Below are 13,322 nucleotides of genomic sequence, written 5' to 3'. Positions count from 1 at the left end.
ACATGGCGATCAACGGCATGGGTCCTCTCGACGAGTACCCCATCCACCAGGCCCCGCTCCCCGTCGAGTGGGCCGCCAGCAGCGACCGCAACTTCTACGACCGGTGCTACTTCAACGCCCACGACCGCAGCGGCGACATCATGCTGATCACCGGCCTGGGCTACTACCCCAACCTCGGCACCAAGGACGCCTACTTCCTGGTCAGCCGCGGCGGCAAGCACACGGCCCTGCACTTCTCCGACCTCATCGACGGCGACCGGCTCAACCAGCACGTGGGCAACTACCGCCTCGAGGTCGTCGAGCCGATGCAGAAGATCCGGATCACCATCGAGGAGACCGAGGGCATCTCGGCCGACCTCACCTGGGACGGAACGTGCCCGGTCGTCCAGGAGCTGCCCCACATGCTGCGCTCCGGCAGCCGGGTCACCCTGGACGCCCAGCGGTTCGCGCAGCTCGGCACCTGGAGCGGCACCGTCTCCATCGACGGCGAGGACATCGACGTCACCCCCGACCTCTGGCTCGGCAGCAGGGACCGGTCCTGGGGGATCCGTCCCGTGGGGGAGGCGGAGCCCGCGGGAGCACCGGCCAACCCGCCGTTCGAGGGCATGTGGTGGCTCTACGTGCCGATCCAGTTCGACGAGTACGCCGTGGTCTTCATCATCCAGGAGGAGCCGGACGGCCACCGCAGCCTCAACGACTGCTCGCGGGTCTTCACGGACGGCCGGGTCGAGCAGCTCGGCTGGCCGCTCATCGACGTCCACTACACCTCCGGCACCCGGACGCCGACCGGCGCGACCATCCGCGCGACCACGCCCGACGGGACCCCGCTGGTCCTGGAGGTCGAGTCGCGCCTCGCCGTGCCGCTCCACGTCGGTGGCGGGTACGGCGGCGACCCGGACTGGACCCACGGCATGTGGAAGGGCGAGAAGTTCACCGAGCGCCTCACCTACGACATGGCCGACGACGCCGTGCAGGGCCGCTTCATGTTCGGCTGCGTCGACCACGTCGGCCGCGCCGTCGTGACCGAAGGCCCCGACCAGGGCGCCGAGGGCTTCGGCCTCTTCGAGCACTTCTGCATCGGCCGGCACGACCCGACCGGCTTCACCGACTTCTTCACCCTCGCCCCCTGACCACCACCCCAGGAGCAACCGCATGTCTCTCGACCGCACCGCGTTCTACATCGACGGCGACTGGGCCGCCCCGGCCACGAGCAACACCATCCGGGTCGTCTCGCCCCACACCGAGCAGGTGATCGCGACCGTCCCGGAGGGCAGCACCGCCGACATCGACGCCGCGGTCGCGGCCGCCCGCCGCGCCTTCGACGAGGGCCCGTGGCCCCGGATGTCGCCGCAGGAGCGCATCGACGTCGTCCAGAACTTCTCGAACCTGTACGCCGCGAAGCTCGGTGAGATGGCCGAGCTGATCACCCTGGAGATGGGCTCGCCGACCTCCTTCGCCAACCTCGCGCAGTCGCCCGCGCCCTGGATGCAGATCGAGACGTTCCTGGGCATCGCGCGCGAGTTCCCGTGGGAGGAACGGCGTACCGGCGCGCTCGGCACCGACGTGATCGTGCGCCGCGAGCCGGTCGGCGTCGTCGCCGCGATCCCGCCGTGGAACGTCCCGCAGTTCACCACGATGTCAAAGGTCGTCCCGGCACTGCTGGCGGGCTGCACGATGGTCGTGAAGCCGGCTCCGGAGACGCCGCTCGACACCTACCTGATGGCCGAGCTGCTGCACGAGGCCGGCGTCCCCGCCGGTGTCGTCAACATCGTCGCCGCCGACCGTGAGGCCGGTGCCCACCTGGTCGCCCACCCGGGCGTCGACAAGGTCGCCTTCACCGGCTCGACCGCCGCCGGCCGCAAGATCGCCGCGGTCTGCGGCGAGCAGCTCAAGCGGGTCTCGCTCGAGCTGGGCGGCAAGTCGGCCGCGATCGTCCTCGACGACGCCGACCTGGCCGCGACGATGGAGGGCCTGAAGTTCACCGCGCTGATGAACTCCGGGCAGGCCTGCGTCGCGCAGACCCGGATCCTCGCCTCGCGCGCCAACTACGGCAACGTCGTCGACGCGCTCGCCGAGACCGTCGCCGGCATGCAGGTCGGCGACCCGATGGACCCGGCCACCGAGATCGGCCCGATGGTCGCGCAGCGCCAGCAGGAGCGCGTCGAGAAGTACATCGCGCTCGGCCAGGAGGAGGGCGCCCGCGTCGTCCTCGGCGGCAACGGCATGCCCGACGGCCTCTCCAGCGGCTGGTACGTCCGCCCGACCGTCTTCGCCGACGTCGACAACCGGATGCGGATCGCCCAGGAGGAGATCTTCGGCCCGGTCCTCTCGGTGATCCCCTTCGACGACGTCGACGACGCCGTCCGGATCGCCAACGACTCGGAGTACGGCCTGGCCGGCACCGTGTGGACCGGCGACGTGGAGGGCGGCATCGACGTCGCCCGACGGGTGCGCACCGGCACCTACGGCGTCAACACCTACACGATGGACTTCGCCGCGCCGTTCGGCGGCTACAAGGCCTCCGGCGTGGGCCGCGAGTTCGGCCCCGAGGGCCTGTCGCACTACACCGAGGTCAAGTCGATCTACCCACCTGCCTGACTCCGGTCGGCGGTGGGTTCGGCCCGTTCCTGCCAGGAGGAACCGAGCGGAACCCACCGCCGCCCGGTCAGCCGGGTCAGCTGGCCTTCTTGGCGGCGGCCTTCTTCGTGCTCTTCGCCGTGGTCTTCGCCGTGGTCTTCTTGGCCGCCGTCTTCGTCGCGGACTTCTTGGCGGCCGACTTCTTGGCGGCGGTCTTCTTCGCCGGCGCCTTCTTGGTCGCCGCCTTCTTCGCGGGCTTCTCGTCCGCCGACGAGCCCGACTCGCCCCGTGCGGACTTCGCCGCGTCCACCGACCGCTGCAGCGCCGCCAGCAGGTCGACGACCTCGCCGGAGGACTTGGTGGAGGTCTCGGTGCGCTTGACCTCGCCGCCCTCGATCTTGGTCTTCACCAGGGTCTCGACGGCCTCGGCGTAGTCGTCCTCGAACTCCGCGGGGTCGAAGTCGCCGGCCAGCGTCTCGACCAGCATGGTGGCCATCTTGACCTCGGACGGCTTCACGTCGCCGGTCTCGACGGAGAAGTCGGGGGTGCGGATCTCGTCGGGCCACATCATCGTCTGCAGCACGATGACGTCGTCGCGCACGCGCAGCACCGCGACCGTGGTCCGCTGCCGGAGCGCGACGGTCACGACCGCCATCCGGTCGGCGTCCAGCAGGGCCTGGCGCAGCAGCGCGTAGGGCTTGGCGCCGGGGTTCTCGGGCTCGAGGTAGTAGGACTTCTCGAAGAGCATCGGGTCGATCTGGTCGGACGGCACGAACTTCTCCACCGAGATCTCCCGCGACGACGTCGACGGCAGCTCGGCCAGGTCGTCGTCGGTAAGGATGACCATCTCGCCGTCCTCGGTCTCGTAGCCCTTGGCGATGTCGGCGTACGCGACCTCCTCGCCGTCGAGCGAGCAGATCCGCTGGTACTTGATCCGCCCGCCGTCCTTGGCGTGGACCTGCCGGAAGGAGACGTCGTGGGACTCGGTGGCGGAGTAGAGCTTCACGGGCACGCTGACCAGCCCGAACGACACCGCGCCCTTCCAGATCGCACGCATGCGGCTCAGTGTGGCACGCGGGCATGATGGGGCGCATGCGTCCGATGCTCGCCACCAAGACCGAGCACGTGCCCGTCGGCGAGGGGTGGACGCACGAGGTGAAGTGGGACGGGGTCCGCGCGCTCACCGACGTCCGCGACGGCGTCCTCCGGATGACCAGCCGCAACGAGAACACCATCACCGTCGCGTGGCCCGAGCTCGCCGACAGCCCGCTCGGCGACCGCGACCTGCTCGTCGACGGCGAGGTGATCGCCCTCAACGACCGCGGGCTGCCCGACTTCCGCACCCTCCAGGAGCGGATGCACGTCCGCAACGCCCGCACCGCCGCCCGCCTCGCCGACGCCGTGCCGGCGATCTACATGGTCTTCGACCTCCTCCGGCTCGACGGCGACGACCTCACCTCCCGGCCGCTCCTCGAGCGCCGCGAGCTGCTCGAGGGGCTCGGGCTGGACGGGTCCTGGCAGGTGCCGGCCGGGTACGACGACGGCGCGATGCTGTTCGACGCGACCCGGCAGCAGGGCCTCGAGGGCGTCGTCAGCAAACGGCTCACCTCGACCTATCGCCCGGGCGAGCGCACGCCCCACTGGCGCAAGCTCGCCCACCGTCACCGCCTCTCGTACGTCGTCGGCGGCTGGCGTCCCCAGGAGGGCACGTCCGACCGGCTGGCGGCGCTGCTCGTGGGGGAGCAGACCCCCGAGGGGCTGGTCTACCGTGGCCGGGTGGGCAGCGGGATCGGGCCGCGGCAGAGCGCCGTGCTGACCGGGCTGGTCGCCGACCTCGGGCGCACCAGCAGTCCCTTCGCGGACGAGGTGCCGCGCATCGACGCCACCGGCACGCACTGGCTCGAGCCGGTGCTGGTCGTGGACATCGACACCCACGGACGTGGGTACGACCGTCTGCGACAGCCCTCCTTCCAGGGCGTCCGCACCGACCTGACCCCGGAGGACCTGTGAGGCTCGCACTCATCCCGCTCGTGCTGCTGACGACGCTGCTCGCCGTCCCGACGGCGCACGCCGCGGGATCGAGCGCCCAGCCGCGCTCCGAGCGGGCCCACGTCCGGCTCGACGGGGTCGACGTGGTGCTCCGCAAGCACACCCGGCAGGTCGTCACCGTCAAGCACACCCGCGGCTGGCACGCCCGGGTGAGCCTGTGGCGGATCCGCCACGACGGCAGCGTCGACCGGATCCTCCGCGCCGCCGACGGCCGCACCGGCTACGGCGGCCTGGTCCGCGGCCCGCGCCGGCACCAGGGCACCGGTACGACGCCGCTCGGCACCTACCGGCTCACCTCCGTCTTCGGCACCCACCCCCGCGGGGACGCCGGCGCGCTGCCCTACCGGAGGATCCGCCGCGGCGACTTCTGGGTCGAGGACAACGGCTCCGACTTCTACAACCGCTACCGCAACCAGCGGCAGGGCGGCTTCCGCTGGTGGCTGCCGAGCAGCGACGACAACTCCTCCGAGCGGCTCACCGACTACCCGACGCAGTACGAGTGGTCGATCGTCACCGGCTTCAACCACCGGCAGGTCCGCCACCGCGGCGCCGGGATCTTCCTCCACGTCAACGGCTCCGGCGCCACCGCCGGCTGCGCCAGCGCGCCGCGGTGGTTCATCCGGGCGCTGGTCCGCCGGCTCGACCCCGACCTCGCGCCGGTCATCGGGATCGGCCGCTGATGGCGCCACCCGCGGCCGAGCGTGAAGAGGTCCGCGTCGACGTCGACGGCCGCACACTGACGCTGAGCAACCTCCACAAGGTGCTCTACCCCCGCACCGGCTACACCAAGGGCGAGGTCCTCAACTACTACGCGCAGATCTCGCCGGTGCTGCTCCCGCACCTCGCCCACCGCTGCGTGACCCGGATCCGCTGGCCGCACGGCGTGGCCGAGGGCAGCTTCTTCGAGAAGAACACCCCCGCCGGCACGCCGTCCTGGGTGCACACCGCGAAGGTCCCGACGACCGGCTCCCGTGCGCAGTCCTCCTCTGCCAGATCCGGGGGAGACACCCTCGTCTTCCCGATCGTCGACGACCTGGCCACCCTCACCTGGCTGGTCAACCTGGCCGCGCTCGAGCTGCACGTGCACCAGTGGACGGTCGGCCGGAACGGGCAGCCGCGCAACGCCGACCGCCTCGTCATCGACCTCGACCCGGGGGAGCCAGCCGGGCTGCACGAGTGCTGCCAGGTGGCGCTGCTCGTGCGCGACCGGCTCGCCGAGCGCGACCTCGTCGCGAAGCCGGTCACCAGCGGCAGCAAGGGCCTGCACCTGTACGCCGACCTGCCGACCCGGCTGCCCTCCGACGAGTCCACGGCCCTGGCCAAGGAGGTCGCCGAGGAGCTCCAGGCCGAGCACCCGAAGCTGGTCACCGCGACCATGACCAAGGCCCGCCGCGGCGGGAAGGTCTTCCTCGACTGGTCGCAGAACGCCGGCTCCAAGACCACGATCTCGCCCTACTCCCTGCGCGGTCGCGAGCGCCCCACCGTGGCCACCCCGGTCACCTGGGACGAGGTCGAGGAGGGCGCCGAGGACCCCCTCGGGCTCGACCAGTTCGGCCCCGACGCCGTGCTCGCCCGGGTGGCCGAGCACGGCGACCTGTTTCGCTCCTGACACATTCGTCACACACGCCTCAGAGATCCCAGGCTCTCGCGCTCATCTGTTACCAAACAGTGGGTCCCGCGTGGAGGCCGTGTGGACCGAGCGTGGCAGCGCCGGCCCTAACGTTTCAGGCGAATCACACAGCAGCATCCGGGGGGCAATCCAGATGACCATGACGACACCGGCGCGGACGCCGATTCCCGTCGCGGCTCGGACCTCGTCCGGTGGCGCCCGGCGGCTCATCCTGCCGCTGGTGCTGATCCTGGGCGTCGGCGGGCTGCTGATGGTGCTGGGTGTGCCGTGGACGAGCGCCAGCGAGGGAACCGCAGGCGTCCGTCTCACGGCTGCCGCGGACCAGGGAGCCAAGCTGACCATCACCACGTTGGAGCCGGGCGACTCCGTCACCAAGAGCGTCACGATCCGCAACTCCGGATCGGCCGAGTCGCGCCTCTCCTTCGAGGAGAACGCGAACCCGACGACGTTCGCGGGCGGTGAGCTCCACCTGACGATCGAGCACGACGGCGTGACCGTCTACGACGGCCAGTTCGGGGCGATGAACGACGTCTCCCAGGACGTCGGGAGTCTTCCGGCCGGCGGGTCCAGCACGTTCACGTTCACCGTCTCGCTGCCGGAGAGCGCGCCGTACGCCAACCAGGGAGACCCGGCGGTGGCGACGTACACCTGGACCAACTCGAACTGATCCACCGCACCACCGCACAACTGAAGAAGGCTCGGGACCGCTCCGTCGGTCCCGGCGGCTGAGGGTGGCCGCCGCGTATCTGGGGGGAGCGCGGACGATCGCCGTCAGCGGCACACAGGACGGCTCGCACGGCGCATCTGGGGGGAGCGCCGCGGCGTACGCCGTCCCATCGGGAGTGGACGTGTCTGCTCGACGCGCTGGGGGGTACGTCGAGCAGGCAGGTCCCTCTCGTGTCCCTACGAGTCTCGGACCGCTGTCTCGGAAAGCCAGCCCCCATGGAGATCAAGACCGCACCACACCGTCCCCCGGCGACGCCGTGGGGACGCCTGCTGCTGTTCCTGGTCGTGCTCGGCCCGGTCACGGTGCTGGTGCTGCTCCCGATCGGTCTGGGCCTCCAGCGCTACGTGATGACCGGCGACTCCATGGCCGGCTCCATCGACCGCGGCACCATCGTCTTCGAGCGCACCGTCCCGGTGAGCGACCTGCGACCGGGTGACGTGATCACTTATCGAGCGCCTTCCACGGCCGATGGGGACGGCATGGTGACCCACCGGATCGTCACGATCGGGCCCGAGGGCATCGTCACGAAGGCCGACGCGCACAGCGCCGCGGACCCGTGGACGCTGCACCCGGACGGCCCGACGCTGCCCCGCGTGGTCTTCACCGTGCCCTGGATCGGGTGGGCCTACATCGTGCTCTTCCACCCCCAGGGCTGGCTGCTCACGGCGTGCTCCGCAGTGGCCCTCGTGCTGCTGCTCACGCACCGCTGGGGCCGCCGCCGGCGCCCGCAGCTGCTCGGCCCGACGGCCGACGGTGGCGACGGCACTGCCGACGGGGAGGTCGAACGGGGGCAACTCGAGGAGGCGAACCCGTGAGTACTCGCGCGTGGACACACCGCTCGGGCCCTATGCTCGCTCACATGGCGCACCGGGTTCTGGTCGTGGAGGACGAGGAGGACATCGCGTTCCCCCTTGTCCGCACACTGGAGCGTGAGGGCTACGAGGTCGAGTGGGTCGACAACGGCGAGAAGGCCTTGGAGACCCTGGCGTCGTCGCCCGAGCTGGTGATCCTCGACCTCGGACTGCCCGACATCGACGGGCTCGAGGTCTGCCGCCGTGCCCGGGAGGACGGGTACGACGGGGCGATCATCATCGTGACCGCGCGGGCGGGCGAGCTGGACCGGGTGGTGGGTCTCGACTACGGGGCCGACGACTACCTGGCCAAGCCGTTCGGCCTGGCCGAGCTCCAGGCGCGGGTCCGCGCCCTGCTGCGCCGTACCTCCTCGGCCGGCGGCCATGCCGCCGAGCCCGCCCGCCACGACGGGCTGCGCATCGACATCGAGGCGCGGCGGGTCTACGCGGGCACCGAGGAGGTCCCGTTGACCGGCAAGGAGTTCGAGGTGCTCTCGATCCTGGCCGCCAACCGGGACAAGGTCGTCTCCCGCGGCCGGCTGATGGCCGACGTGTGGGACGAGAACTGGTACGGCTCGACCAAGACGCTCGACGTCACCATCGGTCGGCTCCGCCAGAAGCTCGAGAGCGTGGGAGTGACGGACCGGGTGGTGGCTGTTCGGGGCGTGGGTTTCCGCCTCGAGGGCGGCACCCCCGATGCGTGAGCGCCTCACCGCTGCCTTCGTCGTCCTGAGCATCGTGCTCCTCTTCGTGGCCGGAGCCGTCCGCACCTACGTGCTGCGCGACGTGATCCGCGAGCAGGTCGCCGTCCAGGTCACGCAGGAGGCAGACCTGGTGGCTGCGATCCTCCACGACCGGACCGCCGACGGGCGCGAGGTCACCCCCGAGCTGCTCGACGGCCTGGTCGGTGACGACGAGCGGATCTCCTACGACGACGGCACCGGTGCCCCGGTGGTGGCCTCGGGGTCGGACTACGACGAGGACGCCGACCCGGAGGACGACATCTCCGGCAGCTCGATGCGCGACGGCACCACCGTCACCGTCAGCCAGTCCCGGTCGGTGATGCGCGACATCCTCGGCCGCGACATCGGCTCGATCGCCGCGCTCTTCCTGCTCATCGCCGTCGCCGCGGGCATCGCGGGCTTCCTCATCGCGACGGTCCTCTCCGCGCCGTTCCAGCGGCTCGCGCTCGCCGCCGCCGCGCTGGGCCGCGGCCGCTTCGACCTCGACCTCCCGGAGACCCGGATCCCGGAAGCCCGGTCGATCTCGGACGCGCTGCGCTCGAGCGCCCTGCAGCTCGAGGACCGCTTGCACCGCGAGCGGGAGTTCGCCGAGCACGCCTCCCACGTGCTGCGCACGCCGCTGACCGGGATCCGGCTCGAGCTCGAGGAGCTCACCCTGCGCGACGACGTCCCCGAGGACGCCAAGGAGGCGATCGGGCGCTCCCTGGCCAGCGTCCAGACCGTCGACGCCGTGGCCGGCGACCTCGTCGACCTCACCCGGCGCGGCTCCCTGGTCGCGGGCGCCGAGCTGGACCTCGCCGACCTCTCCACGCAGCTCGCCCAGCGCTGGGCCGACCGGCTCGCGGCCCGCAACCGCACCCTCGCCGCCGCGGTCGAGGGCGACCTCGAGCTCACCTACACGCCCGGCCCCGTCGAGCACGTCACCGACCTGCTGCTCGCCGACGTCGTACGCCGCAGCGCCGGCCCGGTGCGGCTTGTCTTCCGCGGCGAGCCCGGCGGCCACCTGCGCGTCCACGTCCAGGCCGAGGAGCACGCCGAGGCCGGCGACAGCCCCCAGCTCGACCGGGTCTCCCAGGTCCGCGGCGTCGTCGAGGCGCTCGGCGGCCGGGTCCAGGGGGAGCACCCCGCCGAGGGCATCGACGTGCTGCTCCCGCGGCGCTGACCCCGGGCTCTGCCATCATGCGGCCATGACCTCGCGCCCCGTGGAGACCTGGCTGACCGACATGGACGGCGTGCTCGTCCACGAGGAGGTGCCGATCCCGGGCGCGCAGGAGTTCATCGAGAGGCTCAAGGCGTCGGACCGGCGCTTCCTGGTGCTCACCAACAACTCGATCTTCACCCCGCGCGACCTGCGCGCCCGGCTGCTCGGCAGCGGCATCGACGTGCCGGAGGAGGCGATCTGGACCTCGGCGCTGGCGACCGCGAAGTTCCTCGACGACCAGCGCCCCGGCGGCACCGCGTACGTCGTCGGGGAGGCCGGCCTCACCACCGCGCTGCACGACGTGGGCTACGTGATGACCGACCGTGACCCCGACTACGTCGTGCTGGGGGAGACCCGCACCTACTCCTTCGAGGCGATCACCCGGGCGATCCGGCTGGTGGCCGCCGGCGCCCGCTTCATCGCGACCAACCCCGACCCGAGCGGGCCGAGCCAGCACGGCATGCTGCCCGCCACCGGGTCGGTCGCGGCCCTGATCAGCACCGCGACCGGACGCACGCCGTACTTCATCGGCAAGCCCAACCCGCTGATGATGCGCAGCGCCCTCAACCGGCTCGAGGCCCACTCCGAGACGACGGTGATGGTGGGCGACCGGATGGACACCGACATCATCAGCGGCCTCGAGGCCGGCCTGCGCACGGTGCTGGTGATGACCGGGTCGACCCGGCCCGAGCAGGTGGAGACCTTCCCCTACCGACCGACCCGGATCGTCGACTCGGTGGCCGACCTGCTGGCCGAGGTCGACGGCTGAAAGTGCCTGGCGGGAGCGCTCCCACGGTCGTAGGGTGACGGCGTGATCCGGCCGGCCGCGCACGCCCTGTGGAGGGCTGCGCCCGGCCGGCTGCTGCGCTCACCCGGCTGGGGCGCGCTGGTCCTCCTGGCGGTCACGCTCGTGGTCGCCTCCGTGGTCGCGCCGCGGCTCTTCGTCGACACCGCCGGTGCGACCGCGCTCCGCTCCGGGCTCGCGGCCGGTGACGGCACCCGCTACGGCGAGGGCTCCGGCGACCTGCGGGTCACCTGGGACGCGGTGATCGACCGAGACGGCGCCGACGACCTGCTCGACGCGCTGGCCGCGATGCCGTCGTACGGCGACCCGGTGCTCACCGCCGCCGACACCTCGCTGAGCATCTCCCTCAAGGCCGTGGCGGTCGCGAACGGCGCCACCTCGACGGCGGCGATGTGGTACCACGACGGCGCGATCGAGGCCCTGGGCGGCGACCCCGACGCCGACGGCGTCTGGCTGCCGACCGAGGTCGCCGACGAGCTCGGCCTCGAGGTCGGGGACAAGGTGAAGCTGGGCACCATCTCGACCTTCCTGGGCGAGGACCTCACCGTCGCGCCCACCGTGCTCGCGGGCACCTACGACCCCGTCGCCGGCGGGGTGCTGCCGGCGCAGCTCGCGAAGAACCCGGACGCCGGGCGGTGGTTCTACCCCACCAACGCGGAGGCGCCGACCGTCAGCCTCCCGCTCGCGATCCTGGGCCGGTCGACCTTCGACCGGATGATGGTGAAGATCGCGGACACCCCCATCTACACCGCCGACCTGCGGCTCGATCCCGACGTGACGCCGGACGGGGCCGCGGCGGCCGTGGCGCGCACGAAGCGCCTCGGCAAGGAGGCGTTCGACGGCTCCACCGACCTCTACTTCGCGCTCGCCTCCGGACAGCCACGGCCGGCCACGCTCACCACCATCTCCGGGCTGCCCCGGATCAGCGAGTCCGCCGACCTCACCGCGACCTCCGCCGAGCGCCAGGTGCATCCCCACGCCCTGGCCGGCCAGGCGCTCGCGGTGCTGCTCCTCGTCTCGGCCTGGGTGCTCCTCGGCCGCAGCCGCCGCCGCGAGCAGCTGGTCGCCTCCGGCTTCGGCCTCCACCCGGTCGAGCTCGCGCTGCTCGCCGGGCTCGAGGCGCTGCTCGCCTGCCTCGTCGCGGTCCCGGCCGGCCTGGGCCTCGCCGTCCTCAGCGTGCACACCGCCGGGCCGTCCGACGGCGCGATCCTGACCGTCGGCGCGCCCGAGGTCGGGCTCGCCGCGCGCACGGCCGGCGCCGCGCTGCTGCTCCTCGCCGCGACCACCGGCATCGCGGCCTTCGCCACCGACCGGCTCGACCGGGTCTCCCGGCTCGGCCGCGGCCGGGTGGTGGTGCCGTGGAGCGCCCTGCTGGTGGTCGCGACGGCCGTCGTCGCGTTCGGCGTCCTCTCCGCCGACCCGTCCGACCGCAACCGCAGCCCGTTCATCGCGGCCTTCGCGTTCCTGGTCGCCGCGAGCGTCGCGATGGTGGTGATCCGGGCGGTCGGCTGGCTCCGCTCCCGTCGTACGACGCGGGCCCGGCCGGGCACCCCGCGCTGGCTCGCGGCCCGGCGTACCGGCCCCGTCGTCCGCGAGATCACCGCGCTCACCGCCGTGGTCGCCGTGGCCCTCGCGCTCTTCTCCTACTCCCTGACCGTCCGCCGCGGGGTGGACGTCGGCGTCGCCGACAAGACGGCCGCCCTGGCCGGGGCGCCCACGACGATCGAGGTCGCCGAGAGCCTGCGCGCGCACGGCACGGAGCGGGCGGTGCTGCCGCCCGTCGACGGCACGACGGTCGTCTGGACCCGGGGCGTGACGCTGCCGCCGGACTTCGGCCAGTTCCCGCTGCTCGCGATCGACCCCGACAGCTTCGCCGACGTCGCCGACTGGGGCGCGTCCGACGACGTCTCCGGCGGCCGGCGGCTCGTGCCCCGGCTCGACCGCAGGAGCAAGGTGCTGCCGGTGATCCTGGTGGGCGACACCGACCTGGAGGTCGGCGCCACCTCGATCATCGTCTTCGACGGCAGCTCGTCGGTCCCGATCCGCGTGGTCGGCGTGGTCCCGGCCTTCCCCGGCTCGGAGGCCGACCCCGGTGTCCTCACCGCGGTCGCCGACAGTCGCTGGCTCTTCCGGTTGGTGCCGCCGACGATCGACCCGCGCAAGGAGGGCTCCCTGAGCAAGACGCCCGGCGCCTTCACGTCGTTCGTGTGGAGCCGCGACTCCGCCTCGGGGCTGCGAGCGGACCTCGACCAGGCCGACGTCGCGACCGACGGCGTCGTCGCGACCGCCGCCGACGCCCGCATCGACAACGGCCTGGTCGCCTCGTCCTGGGCCGCCGGCTACGTCCTGGCGCTCGGCGTGGTCCTCCTCGTCCTCGCCCTCGCGGCCGGCCTGCTCCTGGCGCTCCGGCTCGCCGAACGCGACACCACCTCCGACGTGCTGCTGCGACGGATGGGCTTCCGCGACGACGAGCTCGCCCGCGCCCGCGCCTGGGAGCTCGCGGCCGCGCTCGCCACGGCCGCCCTCGCAGCGGGCGCCGCCGTCGGCGTGCTGCTGCTCGCTCCTACCACCATCGACGCGTCCCCGAGCATCCCGCCGATCGCGCACCCGCGCACCGGCGTCGCCGACGCCGCGGTGCCGGTCGCCGGGCTGGCGCTGCTGGTCCTGCTCGCCTGGCTCGCCGAATCGCTGCCGGTCCGCCGGCACGACCCCGCGGAGGTGCTGCGTGGAGGCGGCTGA

Annotated in this window: 12 protein-coding genes; 11 read left to right on the top strand and 1 reads right to left on the bottom strand. The window is 72.4% G+C overall.

The window, feature by feature from the left end:
- The first annotated feature begins 2 nt into the window (after window positions 1–2).
- Together K8U61_RS05145 and K8U61_RS05140 are read left to right on the top strand one after the other, a co-directional pair.
- Window positions 3–1,130, top strand: a complete 1,128-nt coding sequence (locus K8U61_RS05145) for an Rv3169 family protein (RefSeq protein ID WP_224121888.1) — start codon at window positions 3–5, stop codon at window positions 1,128–1,130.
- A gap of 22 nt (window positions 1,131–1,152) precedes the next feature.
- The gene (locus K8U61_RS05140) at window positions 1,153–2,598 is read left to right on the top strand and encodes an aldehyde dehydrogenase (RefSeq protein WP_224121887.1); all 1,446 of its coding nucleotides are present in this window, start codon (window positions 1,153–1,155) and stop codon (window positions 2,596–2,598) included.
- A gap of 76 nt (window positions 2,599–2,674) precedes the next feature.
- On the opposite strand, the gene ku is transcribed toward K8U61_RS05140, so the two are convergent.
- Entirely contained in the window at window positions 2,675–3,634 is a 960-nt protein-coding gene (gene ku, locus K8U61_RS05135; protein ID WP_224121886.1) for a non-homologous end joining protein Ku, read from the bottom strand.
- A 35-nt stretch (window positions 3,635–3,669) separates the two neighbouring features.
- On the opposite strand from ku, the gene ligD (K8U61_RS05130) reads away from it, so the two are divergent.
- The 9 genes from ligD (K8U61_RS05130) (at window position 3,670) to K8U61_RS05090 (ending at window position 13,322) form a co-directional block, all read left to right on the top strand.
- Window positions 3,670–4,587, top strand: a complete 918-nt coding sequence (ligD, locus tag K8U61_RS05130; protein ID WP_224121885.1) for a non-homologous end-joining DNA ligase — start codon at window positions 3,670–3,672, stop codon at window positions 4,585–4,587.
- A complete protein-coding gene (locus tag K8U61_RS05125) occupies window positions 4,584–5,306 on the top strand; it encodes a L,D-transpeptidase family protein (RefSeq protein WP_224121884.1) in 723 nt (240 codons plus the stop codon). The genes ligD (K8U61_RS05130) and K8U61_RS05125 overlap by 4 nt, the downstream gene beginning before the upstream one ends.
- Window positions 5,306–6,235 (top strand): non-homologous end-joining DNA ligase, encoded by a 930-nt coding sequence (gene ligD / locus K8U61_RS05120; RefSeq protein WP_224121883.1) that lies wholly within the window; start codon window positions 5,306–5,308, stop codon window positions 6,233–6,235. The genes K8U61_RS05125 and ligD (K8U61_RS05120) overlap by 1 nt, the downstream gene beginning before the upstream one ends.
- A 154-nt stretch (window positions 6,236–6,389) precedes the next feature.
- Window positions 6,390–6,923, top strand: coding sequence for a COG1361 family protein (locus K8U61_RS05115; protein WP_224121882.1), 534 nt, complete (start codon window positions 6,390–6,392; stop codon window positions 6,921–6,923).
- Window positions 6,924–7,198: 275 nt separating this feature from the next.
- A complete protein-coding gene (locus K8U61_RS05110; RefSeq protein ID WP_224121881.1) occupies window positions 7,199–7,798 on the top strand; it encodes a S24/S26 family peptidase in 600 nt (199 codons plus the stop codon).
- Between the two features lie 44 nt (window positions 7,799–7,842).
- Window positions 7,843–8,538 carry a response regulator transcription factor gene (locus K8U61_RS05105; protein WP_224121880.1) on the top strand — a complete coding sequence of 232 codons (696 nt, stop codon included), beginning with the start codon at window positions 7,843–7,845 and terminating at the stop codon, window positions 8,536–8,538.
- Window positions 8,531–9,739 carry a sensor histidine kinase gene (locus tag K8U61_RS05100; protein ID WP_224121879.1) on the top strand — a complete coding sequence of 403 codons (1,209 nt, stop codon included), beginning with the start codon at window positions 8,531–8,533 and terminating at the stop codon, window positions 9,737–9,739. Before K8U61_RS05105 ends, K8U61_RS05100 begins: the two co-directional genes overlap by 8 nt.
- A gap of 25 nt (window positions 9,740–9,764) precedes the next feature.
- The gene (locus tag K8U61_RS05095) at window positions 9,765–10,547 is read left to right on the top strand and encodes an HAD-IIA family hydrolase (RefSeq protein WP_224121878.1); all 783 of its coding nucleotides are present in this window, start codon (window positions 9,765–9,767) and stop codon (window positions 10,545–10,547) included.
- A gap of 42 nt (window positions 10,548–10,589) precedes the next feature.
- Window positions 10,590–13,322 (top strand): hypothetical protein, encoded by a 2,733-nt coding sequence (locus tag K8U61_RS05090; protein WP_224121877.1) that lies wholly within the window; start codon window positions 10,590–10,592, stop codon window positions 13,320–13,322.

The organism is Nocardioides mangrovi, from assembly GCF_020073815.1.
Lineage (GTDB): Bacteria > Actinomycetota > Actinomycetes > Propionibacteriales > Nocardioidaceae > Nocardioides > Nocardioides mangrovi.
The sequence above is the reverse complement of the archived record's forward strand: the minus strand, read 5'-3'. Positions and strand labels throughout refer to the sequence as shown.